Annotated in this window: 15 protein-coding genes and 1 pseudogene; 10 read left to right on the top strand and 6 right to left on the bottom strand. The window is 57.7% G+C overall.

All coding sequences use genetic code 11. The annotated features are described in order from the left end of the window. Positions 1-3: 3 nt before the first annotated feature. The gene (locus tag HY298_15775) at positions 4-372 is read right to left on the bottom strand and encodes a hypothetical protein (GenBank protein MBI3851713.1); all 369 of its coding nucleotides are present in this window, start codon (positions 370-372) and stop codon (positions 4-6) included. A 579-nt stretch (positions 373-951) separates the two neighbouring features. Between HY298_15775 and HY298_15770 the strand changes: the two genes are divergently transcribed. Next, positions 952-4,848: a hypothetical protein gene (locus tag HY298_15770; protein MBI3851712.1), complete on the top strand. Its 3,897-nt coding sequence runs from the start codon at positions 952-954 to the stop codon at positions 4,846-4,848. A gap of 361 nt (positions 4,849-5,209) precedes the next feature. Here the strand turns inward: HY298_15770 and glnA are convergent. From glnA to HY298_15745, 5 genes and pseudogenes are all read right to left on the bottom strand, one after another. Continuing rightward, positions 5,210-6,527, bottom strand: a pseudogene (gene glnA, locus HY298_15765) (type I glutamate--ammonia ligase). Positions 6,528-6,637: 110 nt separating this feature from the next. Beyond that, on the bottom strand, positions 6,638-8,089 hold the full coding sequence (locus HY298_15760; protein MBI3851711.1) for an ammonium transporter: 1,452 nt from the start codon (positions 8,087-8,089) through the stop codon (positions 6,638-6,640). Positions 8,090-8,122: 33 nt separating this feature from the next. Next, positions 8,123-8,461 carry a P-II family nitrogen regulator gene (locus HY298_15755; protein MBI3851710.1) on the bottom strand — a complete coding sequence of 113 codons (339 nt, stop codon included), beginning with the start codon at positions 8,459-8,461 and terminating at the stop codon, positions 8,123-8,125. 412 nt (positions 8,462-8,873) lie between these two features. Then, positions 8,874-10,217: a signal recognition particle protein gene (gene ffh / locus HY298_15750; GenBank protein MBI3851709.1), complete on the bottom strand. Its 1,344-nt coding sequence runs from the start codon at positions 10,215-10,217 to the stop codon at positions 8,874-8,876. 23 nt (positions 10,218-10,240) lie between these two features. Further along, positions 10,241-11,290 (bottom strand): Mrp/NBP35 family ATP-binding protein, encoded by a 1,050-nt coding sequence (locus HY298_15745; protein ID MBI3851708.1) that lies wholly within the window; start codon positions 11,288-11,290, stop codon positions 10,241-10,243. A 124-nt stretch (positions 11,291-11,414) separates the two neighbouring features. Here HY298_15745 and HY298_15740 point away from each other — a divergent pair, with 124 nt between their 5' ends. The 9 genes from HY298_15740 (at position 11,415) to HY298_15700 (ending at position 19,912) form a co-directional block, all read left to right on the top strand. Then, complete coding sequence (locus tag HY298_15740) at positions 11,415-13,052, top strand: alpha-keto acid decarboxylase family protein (GenBank protein ID MBI3851707.1); 1,638 nt, start codon at positions 11,415-11,417, stop codon at positions 13,050-13,052. Between the two features lie 116 nt (positions 13,053-13,168). Then, positions 13,169-13,969 carry a prepilin-type N-terminal cleavage/methylation domain-containing protein gene (locus tag HY298_15735; GenBank protein ID MBI3851706.1) on the top strand — a complete coding sequence of 267 codons (801 nt, stop codon included), beginning with the start codon at positions 13,169-13,171 and terminating at the stop codon, positions 13,967-13,969. A gap of 217 nt (positions 13,970-14,186) precedes the next feature. Further along, the gene (sufD, locus tag HY298_15730) at positions 14,187-15,542 is read left to right on the top strand and encodes a Fe-S cluster assembly protein SufD (protein ID MBI3851705.1); all 1,356 of its coding nucleotides are present in this window, start codon (positions 14,187-14,189) and stop codon (positions 15,540-15,542) included. A 91-nt stretch (positions 15,543-15,633) separates the two neighbouring features. Then, complete coding sequence (locus tag HY298_15725) at positions 15,634-16,092, top strand: SUF system NifU family Fe-S cluster assembly protein (GenBank protein ID MBI3851704.1); 459 nt, start codon at positions 15,634-15,636, stop codon at positions 16,090-16,092. Between the two features lie 36 nt (positions 16,093-16,128). Continuing rightward, positions 16,129-16,884, top strand: coding sequence for a class I SAM-dependent methyltransferase (locus tag HY298_15720; GenBank protein ID MBI3851703.1), 756 nt, complete (start codon positions 16,129-16,131; stop codon positions 16,882-16,884). Between the two features lie 42 nt (positions 16,885-16,926). Beyond that, complete coding sequence (gene sufT, locus HY298_15715) at positions 16,927-17,481, top strand: putative Fe-S cluster assembly protein SufT (GenBank protein ID MBI3851702.1); 555 nt, start codon at positions 16,927-16,929, stop codon at positions 17,479-17,481. Positions 17,482-17,551: 70 nt separating this feature from the next. After that, the gene (locus HY298_15710; GenBank protein ID MBI3851701.1) at positions 17,552-18,772 is read left to right on the top strand and encodes a cysteine desulfurase; all 1,221 of its coding nucleotides are present in this window, start codon (positions 17,552-17,554) and stop codon (positions 18,770-18,772) included. Positions 18,773-18,827: 55 nt separating this feature from the next. Continuing rightward, positions 18,828-19,340 carry a rhodanese-like domain-containing protein gene (locus HY298_15705; GenBank protein MBI3851700.1) on the top strand — a complete coding sequence of 171 codons (513 nt, stop codon included), beginning with the start codon at positions 18,828-18,830 and terminating at the stop codon, positions 19,338-19,340. Between the two features lie 74 nt (positions 19,341-19,414). Next, positions 19,415-19,912, top strand: coding sequence for an iron-sulfur cluster assembly scaffold protein (locus tag HY298_15700; protein MBI3851699.1), 498 nt, complete (start codon positions 19,415-19,417; stop codon positions 19,910-19,912). Positions 19,913-19,974 lie beyond the last annotated feature (62 nt).

Raw genomic sequence — 19,974 nt, 5'->3', positions numbered from 1 at the left:
ACGTTAAAACGGCCGACGCCTCGGTTCCAGTCGCGCCGTGAAGGAACCGTGGACTTCTTTAGCATGGCCGTGTTTGTCGCAAATGGAAACCTCGGAGCACAGTTCCAAGTCTGCCGTGCCGCGGGTTTTCAAACCCGCTGGCCTTACAAAGACGGCTTGCGCGCCGATTTGGAAATCGGCGATACAACAGGTTTGGAAACCTGCGCTACGATGCGTCCGCGGATCCTGCGTGGCGGCTGTGATCTTCCTGCTCGCCACATTGGCAATCTCACCGCGCAGATGGCTGGCACCACCGCGCCGCCCCAAATCATCGGCCAGCCGCGAAATCAAATTTGTAGGTGACTTCTGCCAATGAACTTCATTGCGTTTCATTTCCTTCCGAAGCCCTCCAAAGCGCGCGCTTGGGCTGGGAAGTTGTTTGTCGGAGCGCGGGCCGCCCCGGCCTGCATCAGTCACGACTGTGGGCGTCCGCCCAAACCAATGCCGCCGTCCTTCCCTGAACCGTCCGAAAGTCCGCCAGGTTTTGGAGCGCGGTGGGTGAGGGGTGAGGGCACACACCGCTTTCGGGAGGAGGAAACATCGAACATCCAACCTCGAACATCGAACACCGAACCAGCCAAAGCGGTGTCAGCCCTGCGGTGGCGCTTGAACGCAAAGACGCAAAGACGCAAAGACGCAAGGATTTTAGGAAGCTTCGCCCGGAGTGTCATGCGCCACCGTTTGGTAAGTTCACTCTTGAACACGGCGTTTCGTTTTCCTTCCGTTCCGCTCCGCGTCTTTGCAGTGCTATCTCCCAACTTCGTCGCGTCCTGCGAAGATTTTCCCGGAGCGCGGACAGCCTTGTCCGCGCGAAACAACCGTGGAGGAAGAAACACGCGGACAAAGCTGTCCGCGCTCCTTTGGTTGCGGCTCGGCCGCGCTGCGCCTTTGCGCCTTTGCGTTGAGGCACAATTGGCGGTCACTGTTCTCCTGCTCGCCACTTTCGCCCACGCCCAGAACTCCCAATTCCTTTTCGACCCCAATGGAAATCTCACCGTGCAGATGGCCGACACCATCTTCCCGCCACAAATCACCGGCCAGCCACAGAACCAGACTCCCGCGACGAACGAATCGGCGGCGTTCTCCGTCGTGGTGGCCGATCCGCGGGCGCTCTCCTACCAATGGCGCTTCAACGGCGCCAACCTCGGCGGCGAGAACGGAAATTCCTTGTTGCTCGACAACGTGAGCACGAACAATGAGGGCCAGTACCAAGTCGTGCTCACGAATCCCTCCGGCAGCGTGACCAGCGCGCCCGCGATGCTCTGGATTGATAACGACGGCGATGGACTGGGCGATTCCTGGGAGTTGACCTATTTCGGCAACCTGAATCAGAACGCCACGAGTGATTTCGACCACGACGGCCTTTCAAATCTCCGCGAGTTTCTCGACGGCACCGACCCGACCGATCCAAACTCCGCCCGTTATCGCCTGCTGGTGATTCGCGAAGGCGGCGCGGTGATCAAGAACCCGGACCAGCCCAGCTATAACAAAGGCGAAACGGTCATGCTGACGGCCACCGCCTCCTCCAACGAACTCTTTCATGCCTGGCTCGGGGACATCGTCTCGCGCAGCAACCCGGTCAGCGTGGTGATGACAAACGACAAGACGGTGCACGCCCGTTTCACTCCCATCGTTTTCACCTGGACGAGTCCGGCCAGCGGCGATTGGGAGACGGCCACGAACTGGACGCCCAATCTCGCGCCCGGCTTGAATGACATCGCGCTCATCACCAGCGGCGTCACCGTCACGCTGAGCACTCCCGCTGATTGCGCCGATGTCACTCTGGGATCCACCTTCACGACCCTGACCGGGAGCGGAACACTGACGGTCCGAGGAAATCTCTTCTGGACCGCCGGAACCATGAGCGGAAGCGGACGGACGATCCTGGAGACGAATGCCACCCTCAATCTTGCAGGCGGAGTCACATTGAACACCCGCACCCTGGAGAACGGCGGGACGATTCTGTGGAGCGGCGGTGGATTTCTCGGTGTGATCGGCGGCGCCGTCATCACCAACCGCGGAGGAGCGTTGTTTCGCGCCGAAAACGTGACTGACGCCTCACTCGGCGGCGGCATCGCGGCTGGACGGTTTGACAACGCCGGCGACTTTCGCAAGGCCGCCGGCACCAGGCCTCTGTCCATTAACAGCGGTCTGAACTTCAACAACACCGGCACGGTGGAGATTGAGGCGGACACGCTGCTCTGCAACGGGAGCTTCAACAACAACGGCACGGTTACTCTCTCGCCCGGAACCACGAACCGTCTGACGGCGTGCGGCGCGGGCGGCGGCACCTTCAACGCGCCGGCCACCGCTCTGGTGGAATGGACCGGCGGCACGTTCACGTTGAACCCAGGCGCGCAACTTAACGGTGCCGGACTTTACCGAATCAACCTCAGCTCGGTCGTCACCGCTAACGCGAATCTCGCCGTCGAGAATCTGGACTTGATTAACGGCACGCTCGACGGCAGTGGCACCGTAACGATCGCCACCGCGATTAATTGGACGGGGGGAACGATGAGCGGCAGCGGGCGGACGATTATTCGGGCAGGCGTGGCGCTCAATGCCGCCCTTCCGAGCCTGGGGTTTTTGAACTCACGAACTCTCGAAAACGGCGGGACGGTGCTGTGGACCGGTGCCGGAAACATCGGTCTGAATTCGGGCGCGGTCATCACCAACCGGGCGGGGGCGTTGTTCCACGTCCAGAGCGCCGCTTTTCTCAGTTCCGGAGGCACCGGCGGCCGCTTTGACAACGCCGGCACATTCCGCAAGTCCGCCAACAGCGGGACGACGACCGTCGTCAGCGGTGTGAGCTTCAACAACTCCGGCACGGTGGAGATTCAAACCGGCACGCTCGACCTGGGCGGCGGGGGCACACACAGCGGCAGCTTCGCGGTGCCAGCCGGCACGGCGCTCACCCTGTCGGGCGGCGGCCACAGTGCGGGCGCCAGTTCGAGCGTTATCGGCGCTGGACAGTTCACGATCAGCGGCGGCACGGCGACGTTGGCCGGGTTGGTCAACGTTAGCGGCAGCAACACCTTCAGCGGCGGCACGGCCAATCTAAACGGCAATTACATCTGCACGAACAACACGATGACCATTTCGGGCGGCACGGCCAATTTCAGCGGCGCGGGGCTGGTCTCGCCGGCGGTGTTGAATTTTAGCAACGGGACACTGACTGGCACCAGCACGGTAACGGTCAACACCGCGATGAACTGGACGGGAGGAAGGATGAGCGGCAGCGGACGAACGATCATCCCCTCGGGCGTGACGGTCAACGCCGCCATTCCGAGCTTAGTGATTCTGGAAACCCGCACGCTGGAGAACGGAGGGACGGTTCTCTGGACCGGCGCGGGAATCTTCGGTGTGATCAGTGGCGCAGTCATCACGAACCGCGTGGGGGCATTGTTTCATGCCCAGAACGCTGTTGGACTCGGTGGCGGCATCGCGAATGGCCGATTGGACAACGTCGGCACGTTCCGCAAATCCGTCAGCGCCGGCATCACCGCTGTCGCCAGCGGCATGAGCTTCAACAATTTTGGCGTGGTGGAGATTCAGAGCGGCACACTCGACCTCGGTGGCGGCGGCACGCACAGCGGCAGCTTTACCGTGCCGGTCGGCACCGCGCTCACGCTGTCTGGCGGCGCGCACACGGCGGACGGGAGTTCCAGCATCACGGGCGCAGGGCAGCTTACTGTCAGCGGCGGGTCCTTGTCCTCGGCGGGATTGGTCAACGTCAGCGGGAGCAACACCTTCAGCGGCGGCACGTCCAACCTGACCGGCAATACCATCTGCACGAACAACACGGTGACCATTTCGGGTGGCACGGCCAACTTCAGCGGCACCGGCCTGGTGTCGCCGGCGGTGTTGAATCTGAGCAGCGGCACACTGACGGGCACAAGCACGGTGACGGTCAACAATACGATGAATTGGGCCAACATTGGAAGAATGAGCGGCAGCGGGCGAACTATCATTCTTCCGGGCGCGGCGCTTAACATTGCCACCGCGAGCGGCGTTATTTTGGACACGCGGACCCTGGAAAACGGCGGAACAGTACTTTGGACCGACGTGGGATTGATTGGTGTAATCAGCGGCGCGGTCATCACCAACCGGGCGGGGGCGTTGTTCCACGTCCAAAACGCTGCCGGAATTGGTGGCGGCATCGCCAACGGACGGTTGGACAACGCCGGCACGTTCCGCAAGTCCGTCAGCGCCGGCATCACCGCTGTCGCCAGCGGCATGAGCTTCAACAACTACGGCACGGTGGACATCCGCAGCGGAATCCTCGCGGCGAGCGGCGGCTACGTTTCTTCGTCCAGCGCCTTGCTCAACTGCGCCCTCGGTGGCACGACGGCGGGCACGAACTACGGCCAGCTACAGGTCGCGGGCACAGTCACGCTGAATGGCGCGCTGAGTGTGGATCTCCTCGCTGGTTTCACGCCGGCGACGAACGACACGTTTACGGTTCTGACTGCCGGCTCACGCAACAACACGTTCACGAGCTTTTCTTATCCGTCAAACCGCGTCACGATGCTCTTAAGCAACTCGCCGACTTCGGTGATCCTCCGGGCAACCGACGTTTTCCCCATCCCGCAGCCGGTTCTGTTGACTCCGCAACTTGTTGGTTCGAATGCCTTGCTCACGTGGACGGCAACTTCCAACGTCACGTATCGGCTGGAAAACAATGCAGGCGTGGGTTCCACGAACTGGACCGCCGTTCCGGGCGACGTAACCACGCTCAGCAACACGGCGAGCAAACTGGACGCTTTGACGCCAAGCAACCGGCTCTATCGCGTCCGCGTCCTCCCGTAGTGATTGCATCCGGATCACATGCGCACTGCCAATTGTGTTGAACTCCGAAGTAGAAAAGGGAGCGCGCCAGCCTCGGGCGCTGTTTTCCGCGCCTTCGCAGAAAACAACTGATGTACGGAATTTTCCGGCACCTTTTTTAAGTGATCACGCGCCTGCCGCGACGGGGGCGCGAGCAAGGCGGGTCGGATGTGGGACGCGAAGGCGCGTCCCACGACGCCCGGGGCGGGCGTGATCCCCGCAACTTGAAAGTTCGTGTTGAAAGACCGCAGCGCAGAAAACTCCCTCCCGGCAAGAATGAAACGGCGCGGATCGAACAATCCGCGCCGTCGGTTTGTTTTAGAGTTTTGAGATTCCTTGTCTCCTACACATCATAATAGAGGAAGAACTCGTAGGGATGGGGGCGCAGGCGCAGCGCGTCATGTTCCTTGCGCTTGTGGCTGACCCACATCTCCAAAAAGTCTGCCGTGAACACGTCGCCCTTCAACAAGAACGCATGGTCTTTCTCCAGATGTTCCAGCGCTTCGGTCAGACTGCCGCAAATCTGCGGCACCCGCGCCAGTTCCTCCGGTGGCAATTCATACATGTTCTTGTCCATCGGCTCGCCCGGATCAATCTTGTTCAAAACCCCATCCAGTCCCGCCATCAAGAGCGCCGTGTAACACAAATACGGATTGGCCGAGGGATCGGGTGGGCGATACTCAATCCGTTTTGCTTTCGGACTCTCGCTAAAGGTCGGTATCCGAATGGCCGCACTACGGTTGCGCGCTGAGTACGCCAGGTTCACGGGCGCTTCATACCCGGGCACCAGCCGCTTGTAGCTGTTGGTCGTCGGACTGCAGATCGCGCACAGCGCTTTGGCGTGTTTCAAAATCCCGCCGATGTAGTGGAGCGCCATCTGGCTCAGGCCCGCGTACTCCTTGCCCGCAAACAGTGGCTTGCCTTTCTTCCACAAGCTCTGGTGCGTGTGCATCCCGCTGCCGTTGTCCCCAAACAAGGGCTTGGGCATGAACGTCGCCGTCTTGCCATGCTTCTTGGCCACGTTCTTGATCACATACTTGTAGAGCATCATGTTGTCGGCCGTCTTGACCAGCGTATCGAACCGGAAATCAATTTCCGCCTGGCCCGCCGTCGCCACTTCGTGATGTTGCCGCTCGATCTTGATCCTCAATTCTTCCATCACCAGGCACATCTCGGTGCGGATGTCCTGTTGCGTGTCAATGGGTGCCACGGGAGAACCGCACGTCGTCGAAGATGAAGAACTCCGCTTCCGGCCCGAATACCGCAGCGTCCGCCAGCCCGGTCGATTGCAGATACTTCTCTCCCCGTTGCGCAATCCCGCGCGGATCGCGGGTGTAGGCTTCCTTGGTCCCCGTTTCCGCAATGGTGCAAGTGAGGCTGAGCGTGGGCACGGCGCAGAACGGATCGATGAACGCGGTGGCCGGATCGGGCATCGCCAGCATGTCGGAGGCTTCAATGCTCTTCCAACCCCGGATCGACGACCCGTCGAACCCAAAGCCGTCTTCGAACACTTCCTCGGTCAGCTCGCTGACCGGCACGCTGAAGTGTTGCCACGTCCCAAACGTGTCCACAAACTTCACGTCCACCATCTTCGCCCCACCCTTCTTCCCAATTTCAATCGCGGTTTTTGGGGTCGCCGTTGTTGATGCATTTGTTGCCATAGTAATTTTTTTAACAATTATTATTTGAGGTTTTGTCGAATCGAACGCTGTGCCAAAGACGGATCGCGTCCGCCATTATTGGCACAGCGTCGAAAAGTTCCTGAGGTTGATCAGCCCTGATAACCTTCTTCGCCGTGCTCGGCAAGGTCGAGACCGATGGTTTCAACCTCTTCACTGACGCGCAGGCCAATGACCGCTTTTACGATGAAGGCGATGATCGCGGTGCCGACAACTGCGAGCACCAATGTCACGCTAATGGCCTTGACCTGTTCAAACCAAAGACCATGGCGAACCAATCCAGCGAGGCCGTTGGCTTTGGCGGGGTCGCCTGCCAGATTGGGATTTGCGGTCACGGTTGCCAGCAAGCCAGTCATGAATGCACCCAAAGTTCCACCAATGGCGTGAACGCCGAAAGTATCCAGAGCGTCATCGTAGCCAAACCAGGCTTTGAGTTTCCAAACCGCAAAGAATGGAATCAGCCCTGCGGCGATACCAATGCAAACAGCACCCTTGGCGGTGACAAAACCACACGCCGGCGTAATCACCACCAACCCGGCCACCGCGCCGGAGCAAAAACCCAGGATGCTGGGTTTGCCGCGGACGACATATTCCGCCATCGCCCAGACGAACGAAGCCACGGCCGTCGCCAGTGTGGTGGTGGTGAACGCATTTGCCGCGATGCCATCGGCCGCCACGGCGCTGCCGGCGTTGAAACCGTACCAGCCTACCCACAACATGCCGGTGCCCACCATACAAAGCACCATGCTGTGCGGTGGCATCGGCTCCTTGGGAAAGCCAAGCCGTTTGCCAAGAATGATGCAAAGAATCAGCGCCGACCACCCGGAAGACATGTGCACCACCGTGCCGCCAGCGAAGTCAATGGCTTTGATCGTGGCTTTGGGATTCCAGACACCGTTCATAAAGCCGTCCACGCCCCAAACCATGTGGGCGAGCGGGAAGTAAACGACAAACATCCACAACGTCATGAAGAGCAGAATGGCGGAAAATTTCATGCGCTCGGCGATCGCGCCGATAATGAGCGCCGGCGTGATGATGGCAAACATGAGTTGATACATGGAATAGACGTTATGAGAAACCCAGGCGGCGTAATCGGTGTTGGGACTTGAATCTACGCCGCGCAAAAACTTCCAGTCGAAATTGCCAAAGAACGGATTGCCACTGTGAAATGCCATGCTGTAACCGCACAGCCACCAGAGAATCGTAACCAGTCCGGCGATGCCAAGGCATTGTGCCAACACGGAAAGCACGTTCCTCCGGCGAACCAGTCCGCCGTAGAACAGCGCCAGGCCCGGCAAGGTCATGAAGAGCACCAAAGCCGAGCAGACCATTTGGAACCCGTTATGGCCCGGGCCTGGCCCGGCGATTTTCGTCGTCGTATTCGTGCTGGCATTGCGCGCCCCGTTATTGACGTAGGCTTCGAGGTCTTCCAGGCGCTCCTGAACGGTGCGTTCGGGAGCATTGGTGGCATCGGCGGCGCGCGAAGTCAGGCCACTGGATAAAAGGGCCGCGCCCAAACTAAGGAAGAGAAATATTTTTTTCATGGTTGGTTGTTGTGAATTCTGAAGTTGGTTGGATTAAACAGCTTGCTCGCCTTTCTCCTCGGTGCGGATGCGGATGGCTTCCTGAACTGGAGAAACGAAGACCTTGCCATCCCCGATTTTGCCGGTCTTCGCGGCCTTCACGATGGCGGCGACGGCCGAATCGACTTTCCCATCCGCCACGACCAGTTCGAGTTTTATCTTGGGCAGGAAATCCACCGTGTATTCGCTGCCCCGATAAATTTCGGTATGGCCCTTCTGCCGGCCAAACCCCTTGACTTCACTGACCGTCATCCCCTCGATCCCCTCCTCCCCCAAGGCGTCTTTGACTTCTTCCAATTTGAAAGGTTTGATAATCGCTTCGATTTTTTTCATAGGCTGAAACAAACAATTTTTCTCTGGTTAACTGCACGGCTGTCGCCCGTCCCGAAAACAAACAAAACGCTGGCATCACAATGGAATGCGAACTCCGTTTGAAACCGAGCCATGCCGCTTTAGCAGCGCCGATGCCACGACTTGACTTGGTTTGCGCACTTGGGGCCTAAACGACTCAATTTCAAAGCATTCAAAGCCAACCTCTGATTTACGGATGAGGGCGAGTGTCGGAGGAGTCTATTTTAATTTGACCAACGTGGTTTTTTTTTAGCAGTTGAAGAAACGTCCGATGGCGAAGCGGTTCAAGGGCGCTCAGATCGGCGTGAGTTCGCCGCCGAAACTGATTCGGCACCAGGAGAAGTTGCAACTGGAGATCCTGCCGGCTGAGGTCAGCAGCTACGACTTGAGTTGGTCACCTCCGCAACATCCCCGGCAGGCCACCGCCCATGCGGGCCATCATCTTCGAGAACTTCCCCATCTTCTTCATCATCTGCTGCATCTGACCGAACTTGTTGAGCAAGGTGTTCAACTCGGTCACGGAAACGCCGCTGCCTTTGGCGATGCGGATGCGCCGTTTGGCATTGAGAATTTGCGGATTGCGCCGCTCCTGCAATGTCATCGCGCAGATCATTCCCTCCATCCGCCGGAATTCTTTTTCCTGTTTGCTGAGGTCGCCGCCTTTCAGCAGTTGATCGCCACCGGGCAACATGCCCACGATGCTTTCGAGCGAGCCGAGCTTTTTCATCTGGCGCAGTTGCTCCAAAAAATCCTCCATCGTGAACTGCCCCTTGCGCATTTTTTCTTCCATGCGCTTGGCGTCGTCTAAATCCACGGCCTCAGCCGCCCGCTCAACCAGGCTGACGACGTCGCCCATGCCGAGAATGCGCGAGGCCATGCGCTCGGGATGAAACGGTTCGAAGTCCTCCAGCTTTTCGCCCACGCCCGCGAACTTGATCGGCTTGCCGGTGACAGCTTTCATGCTGAGTGCAGCACCGCCGCGCGCGTCACCATCGAGTTTGGTAAGGATGGAGCCGGTGATGTTCAGCGCCTTATCGAAATGCGTGGCGACGTTGACTGCTTCCTGACCAGTGGCGGCATCGAGCACGAGCAGAATCTCCTGCGGCTTCACGAGATCGCGCAGGCGGACGAGTTCCTGCACCAGCGGCTCGTCAATCTGCAACCGGCCCGCCGTGTCGAAGATCAAGGTATTGCGGTTGTTTGCGCGGGCGAAGTCGAGCGCTTCGCGGGCGATTTTCGAAACGTCCTGCTCGCCGCGTTTGACGAATGTGGGAATGTCGATTTGTTTGCCAAGCGTTTCAAGCTGATCCATCGCGGCCGGGCGGTTAACGTCGGCGGCGACCAGCAACGGCTGGCGGCCTTGCTTATGGAGCAGCCGCGCGAGCTTGCCGCTGGAGGTGGTCTTGCCCGAACCGTGCAGGCCGACCATCAGGACGCAAGCCGGATTGCCGCTCAAATTGATTCCGGCGTTGGCCGAGCCGAGCAACTCCACCAGTTCATCATGGATAATTTTGATGATTTGCTGGCCGGGCTGAATGCTTTGAACGACTTCCGCGCCGAGCGATTTCGCTTTGACGCGCTCAATGAAGTCGCGGGCAACCTTGAAATTCACATCGGCTTCGAGGAGCGCCAGCCGGACTTCGCGCAACGAATCGCTGACGTTGGCCTCAGAAATTTTTCCGAGGCCGCGCAGATTCTTGAAAACATTCTGGAGCTTGCCGCTTAGAGAGTCGAACATGGCGTAAACATCAAGATTAAGGTTTAAGTCCCCAGTGCTTGCCTTAGCGCTTCGGCAACGCGGACAAACGCTTGCGCGGGCGGTTCGTTTGCCGCTGAAACCACCAGCGGCACGCCTTTGTCGCCGGCGACGCGAATTTCGGTAAACAACGGGACTTCGCCGAGGAAGGGAACTTTCTTGCGCTCGGCTTCCGCCCGCCCGCCGCCGTGCCCAAAAATCTCCACGCGCTCACCGGAAGGTGTGGTGAAGTAACTCATGTTCTCCACGATGCCCAGGATGGGCACGTTGACTTTTTCAAACATGGCGATGCCTTTCCTTACGACGCCCAGCGACGCTTCCTGCGGCGTTGTCACGATGACGCCGCCGTCCAGCGGCACGGTCTGGCAAAGCGTGAGTTGGGCGTCGCCGGTGCCGGGCGGAAGATCAACGAGCAGATAATCCAACTCGCCCCATTCCACTTGCATGAAGAACTGCTGGATGGTTTTCACGATCATTGGCCCGCGCCAGATCACCGGCGCATCGCCGTCCAGCAGAAAGCCCATGCTCATCAATTTCACGCCGTGGTTGACGGGCGGCACCATTTTTTCGGCGGCGCTGATGGTCGGCCGTTCGCGAATACCCATCATCAATGGAATGCTCGGACCGTAGATGTCGCAATCCAGCAGGCCGATGTGCGCGCCGAGATGTTTGAGGGCGCAGGCAATGTTTACGGAAACGGTCGATTTGCCGACGCCTCCTTTGCCGCTGGCCACCGCGACAATTTTTTTGATGCCGGGCACTTTGTTCTGCTGTGACCACGGGCTTTGCGCCGCAGCGGCTGCCTGCTGTCCGGCCGGCCGCATGATCTCGACGATCACTTGATTGACGCCCGGCAATGCCTTCAACACGCGCTCGCTGTCGGCTTTGATTTGCTGGGCGACGTTCGGATCGGCGGTGGTCAATTGCAGCGTCACGCTGACGGCGCCGCCGCTCACCGCGATTTGTTGCACCAGTCCAAAGGAAATGATGTCGCGGTTGTAGCCGGGATATTTCACCGTCTTGAGCGCGTTCTTGATGTCGTCTTCAGTGAGCATGATTCAATTACGCAATAACCATTGCGGAATGCCGGCACGAAGGCAAGGCCGCGCGTTGAAAATCTGATTCACGGCGCGCTTTGACCTCTGAGGCTGGGTATGTTAGTCTTCCTGCAAGAGCCCGATGAGAAACTCCATTTCGATTGGCCAGTATCTTATCCAACAACTTCACACGCACGGCGTGCGTCACGTGTTCGGCATTCCTGGCGATTACGTGCTGGGCTTCTACGACCTGCTGGAACACAGCAAGCTGAGAATCATCAACACGTGCGATGAACAGGGCGCCGGTTTCGCCGCCGACGCTTACGCGCGCGTGAAGGGCCTCGGTGCCGTATGCGTCACGTACTGCGTCGGTGGTTTGAAGGTGGCCAACACTACCGCCGAGGCGTTTGCGGAGAAGTCGCCCGTCGTCGTCATCAGCGGCGCGCCGGGGATGAAGGAGCGCGAAAAAAATCCACTCCTGCATCACAAGGTGCGCGAGTTCGACACGCAAAAGAAAGTTTTTGAACAACTCACGGCGGCTTCAACGGTGTTGAGCGATCCGCAAACGGCGTTTCAGGAAATCGACCGGGTGTTGCACACGGCGTTGCGTTACAAGCGGCCGGTCTATATCGAATTGCCGCGTGACCTCGTCTCCGTGCCGGGCATCCCGCATCACCGGCCGCCGGAAATCCATGAAGCCAGCGATCCGCAGATTTTGCGCGCGGCGCTGGCCGAAGCGCGAACGATGATCAACTCCGCGCGCAAACCGGTCATCCTCGCCGACGTGGAGGTGCATCGGTTCGGCCTTCAAGACGCGCTGCTGAAGCTCGCTCAAGAAACCAACATTCCCGTGGCAGCCACGTTGCTCGGGAAATCCGTCATCGGTGAACAAAATCCCTTTTACCTGGGCGTCTATGAAGGCGCGATGGGTCGCGACGATGTGCGCCGCTATGTCGAAGACAGTGATTGCGTCATCATGTTGGGGGCGTTCATGACCGACATCAATCTCGGCGTGTTCACCGCGCGACTCGATCCCGCCCGATCGATTTACGCCACGAGCGAGAAGTTGGCGCTGCGCTATCACACTTACGAGAATGTGCGCTTCAAGGATTTCGTGCGCGGACTGCTGCGCGCCGGATTGCGTCGCAGGTCGCTGAACAAAATTCCGCGTCCGACGCCGGTCAACGACTTTAAGTTGAAACGTGGAGAAAGGAGACTCACCGTCCAACGGTTGTTTCAACGGCTCAACGCTTTCTTGTCCGACAACACCGTCGTGGTCGCCGATGTCGGCGATGCGTTGTTTGGCGCCGCCGATCTGTTCATCCGCCATCGCACGGAATTTCTTGGGCCGGCTTATTACGCTTCGATGGGGTTTGCGGTGCCGGCGAGCATTGGCGCGCAACTGGCCAATCCCAAATTGCGACCGCTGGTGCTGGTGGGCGACGGAGCATTTCAAATGACCGGCATGGAGCTGGCCACCGCCGCGCGCTACAATCTCAATCCGGTTGTGATCGTGTTGAACAATCGCGGATATGGCACTGAACGCCACATGCAGGACGGAGCCTACAACGACCTCTGGCCGTGGCATTACAGTCGCGTTCCGGAAATACTCGGGGCCGGGCGCGGGTTCATTGTCCGCACCGAGGAGGAATTGGACCTCGCGCTCAACGAAGCTGAAGCTCATGCGGAAGAATTTTGCTTGTTGGAAGTGCGTTTGGACCCGCTCGATCACTCCCCCGCCATGCAACGGCTTGCCGAACGTCTGGCAAGGCGACTTTGATTTCATGATTCCCGTCGCGTAGCAAAGATCATTGAGCGCGACAAGAAATTGGTCAGGAGATTGACACCTTTGCACGGGGCATGTTATAGAGTCTCATAACCCGGCACCAGATTGATATGAGCGCCACCCAGAGACCAAGCGTTCGTCTGATAACGCCCGAGCGGCCCGCAACTTGTTCGTCCGCGACCGGAGGCTTCACGTTGATTGAGTTGTTGGTCGTCATTGCCATCATTGCCATTCTGGCTGGACTCCTTTTACCGGCTCTGGCCAAGGCCAGGTTTGCGGCAAAGAAGGCGCTTTGCACAAGCAACATGCGGCAATGGGGCGTCGCGTTGAATCTGTATGGGAACGATAATCGGACTTTCTTCCCGGATAACACCGATGGGATCGATGTGAGTTGGTGCGGCAAAACGGTTCAGAAGTTTTGGGCCGACTACCTTATCAAACAAGAACGCGGCGCTGACAAAAGCCAGTTCCACGTGATTTTTTGCCCAACGCAAAAGTATCTCCGGGATGCCGATGGTGTCATAGTTGACGGTAATGGGCGGGTCCTGTGTGGATTTTTCTATTTGCCCCATCGAGTTGACGGTTCCAAGTGGAATTACAACAGCCTGGGTCTGGGAGGCTGGGCCTACAAAAAGAAGTTGGGTGCTGATTTCAAAAACGCGCCCGTGCTCATGGACCTGAAACTGGCCGCAGGAACCGTCGGCTCGGATGGGAAAAATGCCCAGGTAAATCCGGGGGGGTGGGGCGGCTCGGCATCGCTTTCCAGTCACACAATCCGAAGTGGCGAACCGCTCGGTGGGAATTTCCTGTTCGAAGATGGGCACGTCAGTTGGTATCGCTCGCGCGAAGTGGACGTCGGCTCCAAAGATACGACCGGCTGGCTGGCCTTCTACCAGATTCACATTCCTTGACTTTCGAATGGTCAGAAGGCGGTTTCGTTGATCGACGGAGCGGTGTTTGGAGCGCCAATTTCATTTCCATCGAGCGCCTCAATCGAAATCACTTACTCACGACTCCCCCTGGGTGAAAAATCTAAACGGCTATCTGCTTGCGTTGCGCGGTGCCGCGTGGGAACATGAATACTGCAAGTTAACAAGCTTGCGAAACACAATTGAAACGCGCAGCAATATGGTTCAAGCGACTGACAGACTGGACATGAAGGCGACCGATCCGTTCCTGGAGAAATTCGAGCGATTCGAGAAGGAGGCGAAACACCCCTCGTGGCTCTTCCCGATTCGCAAGGCCGGCATCGCCCGCTTTGCCGAACTCGGGTTTCCCACCACCCGGCTCGAGGATTGGCGCTTCACCAATGTGGCTCCCCTCACCAAACTCCCGTTCAAACCAGTTTTGCAAGACGGCGACATCAGCGTCACGACTGAAACCTTGAGCCGGTTTACATTCGCTGGTCTGAGCGGCAGTCGGCTCGTCTTCGTCAACGGCCATTTCTCAAAAGAGCTATCCACGGTTGGCGCGCTGCCCGATGGCGTAAGAGTCAGCAGCCTCACCGCGGCACTGGCCGGCGATTCCAGCCTGATTGAAAAACACCTCGCCCGTTACGCCCGAAGCGACGAGAACGCCTTCGCTGCGCTCAACACGGCGTTTTTTCAGGACGGCGCATTCATCCACGTCCCCGCCGGACAGATCGTGACCGAACCCATCCAACTGGTTTTTATTTCCACGGCCAAAGAGAGCGGTGCGACGACGCATCCGCGCAATTTGATCATCGCGGAGAAACAAAGCCGGCTGACCGTCATCGAAAGTTACGTCAGCACCGTGGACGCGCCTTACTTCACCAACGCCGTCACCGAGTTTGTCATTGGCGACAATGCCGTGGTCGAGCACTTGAAATTTCAGGATGAAAGTCTCGCTGCGTTTCATCTGGCAACGCTCCATTCGCACCTGGGCCGGAACTGCAGTTTCATTTCACATTCGATCGCCCTCGGCGCGCGGCTTTCGCGCAACGACATTCGCACAAACCTCGCTGGCGAAGGCCTCGAATGTATTTTGAACGGGCTTTATCTGACCAAGGGCGAACAGCTTGCCGACCATCACATGATCGTCGAGCACGCACAACCGCATTGCGCCAGCCACGAGTATTTCAACGGCATTCTCGACGACAAATCGAAGGGTGTATTTCACGGACGCATTCTCGTGCAGCAAATCGCGCAAAAAACCGACGCGAAGCAAACCAACAAGAATCTGCTGCTCTCCGACGAGGCGACCGTCGATACCAAACCGCAATTGGAGATTTACGCTGACGACGTGAAATGCACACACGGCGCGACGGTCGGCCAGATGGACGAGGATTCCATTTTTTATCTGCGCGCGCGCGGCATTGGATTGGAAACAGCGCGGCGGATGTTGATGCACGCCTTCGCCGGCGAAATCATCGACCGCGTGAAATGCGAACCGGCGCGCGAGGAATTGGACAAGCTCGTGTGGGAGCGGCTGGAGGCAAATCCGCATCTGGCGGAGAAGAAATGAATTACCAAAATACCAAAGGACCCAAATACCCAAACACCCAAACTTTGTACTTGGGTACTTGGGTGCTTGGGTGCTTGGATGCTTTTCCACCATGTTCGACGATTTAACAGACCTTTATCAGCAGGTCATTCTTGACCACAGCAAAAGCCCGCGCAATTTCCACAAGCTGGAAAACGCGAACCGCGCGGCGCAAGGCCACAACCCGCTTTGTGGCGATAACTACACGATTTATGCCTTGATGGATGGCGACGTGATCAAAGACCTCAGCTTCCAAGGTTCGGGCTGCGCGATTTCGAAAGCGTCTGCTTCGATTCTGACCGACACATTAAAGGGCAAAACCAAGGCCGAAGTGAAGGCGCTGTTCGACAAAGTCCACGACATGGTGACGACTGGGAATGTCAACGGCGGTGATATTGGCAAGCTGGCAGTGTTCGCCGGCGTGCATAAGTTTCCTGCGCGCGTCAAATGCGCCATCCTGCCGTGGCACGCGGTGGTCGCGGCGGTCGAAGGCAAGCAGGAGCCGGTGAGCACGGAGACGGAGGATATGTGACGAGATGGCTAAGCTCAGTTTTATGAACGATCGCGCATGGACGCAAAGGTAAAGAATTTCCTCTACAGAAATCCGCAGTATTACGAGTTGGTTTATCCGGAACCAAATGAGGAAACGCCGAATATGTGCCGGCGCATATTTTCACGCTTCTTGCGAAAACCACCAACTTCAATCTTGGACATCGGCTGCGGAACAGGACGAGACTTGGATGCGCTTTCTCGTGATTATCGAGAATGTTGGGGAGTTGATTACCTCAAGGCGATGGTGGAGTACGCTCAGCAACGACGGCCGCACCTGCGTCTTCAGGTTGGCGACATGCGCACCATACGTTTGGGGCGGACTTTTGATGCCATCTTGTGCATGGGTTCGACCTTCATGTACGCGCTGTCAAACGCCGACGTTGAGAAAACTCTTGAAACCTTCGTGGTGCATTCGCACGCCGGCACCTTGCTCTTCCTCGATATCAACAATGGATCGAGTTATCTTGGCAGCGACCATTTTCAAAAGTACGTCGAGTTCAAAGTGAACTCGCTGGATTTTTCAGCGCATGCTGTTTCAGTGAATAGCTTTGACCGCCCTAGGCAACTTTTAGTGAGAAGTCGAACATGGAACATTTCCGGCCAGGTTGCTGCCGAGGACTTTTGCGAGTACCGTTTGTTTTTTCCCGCCGAACTTGAACATTTATTGGCGGAAAAGAACTTCAGAATCGTTGGAATATTTGACAACATGGAATTGCTGGAAACAGACTTGTCGCGACCGAGACTTTATGTGGCGGCTCTACTTAAATCGTGATTATTAAACGACAGAGCACGACGAACCTGTTATGTTTCGATTATGCAAAACAACGATTCAAAAATCTTAAGCCGCGACGTTGAGGCCGCCGTCGTCCCCGTCGGCACAAAGGTCACGCTGCAAAAGGGCGAGCAGGCTTACGTCACGCAATCGCTCGGCGGCGCCTACACCGTCGTCGTCAACGGCAACATGTTCCGTATCGACGGCAAGGACGCCGACGCACTCGGTCTTGAAATCGCGGCCAAACCGACCGCGTCTGCCGGCGCGCCGCGCGGCAAAGAGGATCTGGAAAAGGAAGTCTGGAACCAGCTCAAAACGTGTTACGACCCGGAAATCCCGGTCAACGTCGTGGACCTCGGCCTCATCTACGATTGCAATTTGACGCCCATCGGCGCGAGCAACAGTTACAAGGCCGACGTGAAGATGACGTTGACCGCGCCGGGTTGCGGCATGGGGCCGACGCTCGCGCAAGACGTGCAGAACCGGCTGCTGTCGATCGAGGAAATCGACGAAGCCAATGTGGAATTGGTGTGGGAGCCGCAGTGGAATCAGGGCATGATGACGGAAGCGGCGAAGTTGCAGTTGGGGTTGATGTGATGGATTGGAGTGATGGAGAAATGGACCGATGATCGCCGAAACAACAGAACCAAGAACCGTGAAGAAAACGATCGATTGGGAATCGTTGCGCGATGACTTTCCGATTCTGAACCAGAAAGTCCATGGCCATCCGCTGATTTATTTCGACAACGCGGCGTCGAGTCAGAAACCGCGCGCGGTTATTGGAGCGCTGACCAACTATTACGAGCGCGATAACGCCAATGTGCATCGCGGCATTCACGAGTTGAGCAATCGCGCCACGGCGGGATTTGAAGCGGCCCGCACGCGCACAGCCGAATTCATCAACGCCCGCAACGCTGAGGAAATTGTTTTCACCCGCGGCACCACGGAAAGCATCAATCTGGTTGCGCAAGCCTGGGGACCGAGGAACATCAAGAACGGGGACAAAATCCTGCTCACGGAGATGGAGCATCACAGCAACATCGTGCCGTGGCAACTGCTCGCCGAACGCACCGGCGCCAAACTGGTTTACCTGCCTGTCACCGGTGACGAAGGTCATCTCGATCTGCGCGAGATCGACGAGTTTTTGACGAGCGAGGTCAAGCTGTTCGCCATGGTGCACATATCCAATTCTCTCGGCACCGTGAATCCCGTGGCGAAACTTTGCGAGCGCGCCCGCGAGCGTGGCATCCTCACGCTGGTCGATGCGGCCCAGAGTGCCGGACATTGCCCGGTAGATGTGCAGGAGATCGGCTGCGACTTTCTCGCGTTTTCCGGTCACAAAATCTGCGGCCCGACCGGCATCGGTGTGCTGTATGGGCGGCAGGAACTGCTCGACGGCATGCCGCCGTGGCAAGGCGGCGGCGAAATGATTTTGAGCGTCGATTTCCACAAGACCACGTTCAAACGCGCGCCGCACAAGTTCGAGGCCGGCACGCCGGACATTTCCGGCCCCATCGGTTTGCACTCGGCGATGGATTACCTGGACAATCTCGGGCGCAAAAATATTTTCGAGCACGACCAGGAACTGGCCAACTACGCCTACGAAAAACTGAGGAGCATCAATGCGATTCGACTGTTCGGGCCTAAGACCGGCCGGGCTGGGCTGGTGAGCTTCCTATTGAAAGACGTGCATGCCCACGATGTTGTGACCGTAGCAGACCAACGCGGCATCGCGTTGCGCGGCGGACATCATTGCACTCAGCCGCTTATGCGGAAACTCGGCGTCGAATCAACGGCGCGAGCGAGTTTTTATTTTTACAACACCAAAGCCGAGGTAGATCGCTTTGTGGAAGTGGTGCAGGAGATTCAGAAGTTTTTTGGAAATTGATTGAATTGTGTAACAGAAAGCCATGACAACAGAACCCATCGGTCCGCAGTCGCCCATGAGCGAGGTGCTCGAAGTATTTCCTGGCGCGCAACGGGCGTTGTTCCGCCGTTACCACATCGGCGGATGCGCCAGTTGCGGGTTTCAACCGACGGAAACGTTGGAGCAAGTTTGTCAGCGAAACAGTATCAAGAACGTGGACGAGGTTTTGGAGCACATCAAAACCAGCCATGAGCAGGACGCGAAGATTCTGATCGAGCCAAAGGAACTAGCCGAGTTGCTGAAACGCGACAAAACGGTCCGTTTGCTCGACGTGCGGTCGCGCGAGGAATTCGAAGCGGTGCATATCAACGGCGCGGTTTTGATGTCGCAACCTGTGACGCAGGAAATCATGGCGGAAGGAACGAACTCACGTCCGCTAGTGGTTATCGACCATCAGGGCAAGCAAGGTTTGGACGCCGCGGCCTATTTCATGGGGCACGGTCTGACCAACGTGAGGTGTCTGCGCGGCGGCATCGACGCCTGGGCGCAGGAAGTGGATACGACGATGCGGAGATACAAGCTGGGGTAGTGGAGTGATGGAGTGGTGGAGCATTGCTTTGCCAATGTTCCATCACTCCAATACTCCAACACTCCATTTCAAAAATGAACGACGATCTACAGAAACGAATTCAGCAGGCGATAGCAAACCCGCAGAACATGGGTGAACTGCCGAACGCGGACGCCATCGGCACGGTGGGCAATTCCGAGTGCGGCGAGATGCTGCGGATGTGGATCAAATACAAGGAAGAGAAGGGCAAGAAAGTCATCGACCGCGCCACGTTTCAGTCCTTCGGTTGTGAGACCGCCATCGCCGTGGCCAGTCTCGCCACGGAGTTGATTCGCGGTAAAACTGCGGAAGAGGCACTGGCAATGAAAACCGAAGAGTTGGCCGGCGAACTAGGGCCGTTGCCGCCGATGAAAATTCATTGCGCGCAACTCGTCGAAGGCGCATTGCGTTCGGCGCTCGATCCTGAAAGCGGCCAGGCAAAGTCGCAACAACCAGGCGCTCCTGCTTCCAACTCGAACCTGCTTAATAATTTTGCCAAACCGAAAGAAGGCGGCGTGCGTGTCGTGTTGTTGGATCGGAAACCAACTGAGTAATTGCTGCGCGGCAGGGCCAAAGAATCCAACTTTCCTTGTTCAGGGCTTGCTTCCCCATGACC

The sequence above is a fragment of the Verrucomicrobiota bacterium genome (assembly GCA_016200005.1).
GTDB lineage: Bacteria > Verrucomicrobiota > Verrucomicrobiia > Limisphaerales > PALSA-1396 > PALSA-1396.
The sequence above is the reverse complement of the archived record's forward strand: the minus strand, read 5'-3'. Positions and strand labels throughout refer to the sequence as shown.

Coding starts and splice junctions, on each gene's coding strand:
- ffh (MBI3851709.1), bottom strand. CDS start 10,217: ATGTTCGACTCTCTAAGCGGCAAGCTCCAGAATGTTTTCAAGAATCTG.
- HY298_15775 (MBI3851713.1), bottom strand. CDS start 372: ATGAAACGCAATGAAGTTCATTGGCAGAAGTCACCTACAAATTTGATT.
- HY298_15705 (MBI3851700.1), top strand. CDS start 18,828: ATGAGCGAGGTGCTCGAAGTATTTCCTGGCGCGCAACGGGCGTTGTTC.
- sufT (MBI3851702.1), top strand. CDS start 16,927: ATGCAAAACAACGATTCAAAAATCTTAAGCCGCGACGTTGAGGCCGCC.
- HY298_15740 (MBI3851707.1), top strand. CDS start 11,415: ATGAGAAACTCCATTTCGATTGGCCAGTATCTTATCCAACAACTTCAC.
- sufD (MBI3851705.1), top strand. CDS start 14,187: ATGGTTCAAGCGACTGACAGACTGGACATGAAGGCGACCGATCCGTTC.
- HY298_15700 (MBI3851699.1), top strand. CDS start 19,415: ATGAACGACGATCTACAGAAACGAATTCAGCAGGCGATAGCAAACCCG.
- HY298_15735 (MBI3851706.1), top strand. CDS start 13,169: ATGAGCGCCACCCAGAGACCAAGCGTTCGTCTGATAACGCCCGAGCGG.
- HY298_15755 (MBI3851710.1), bottom strand. CDS start 8,461: ATGAAAAAAATCGAAGCGATTATCAAACCTTTCAAATTGGAAGAAGTC.
- HY298_15745 (MBI3851708.1), bottom strand. CDS start 11,290: ATGCTCACTGAAGACGACATCAAGAACGCGCTCAAGACGGTGAAATAT.
- HY298_15720 (MBI3851703.1), top strand. CDS start 16,129: ATGGACGCAAAGGTAAAGAATTTCCTCTACAGAAATCCGCAGTATTAC.
- HY298_15725 (MBI3851704.1), top strand. CDS start 15,634: ATGTTCGACGATTTAACAGACCTTTATCAGCAGGTCATTCTTGACCAC.
- HY298_15760 (MBI3851711.1), bottom strand. CDS start 8,089: ATGAAAAAAATATTTCTCTTCCTTAGTTTGGGCGCGGCCCTTTTATCC.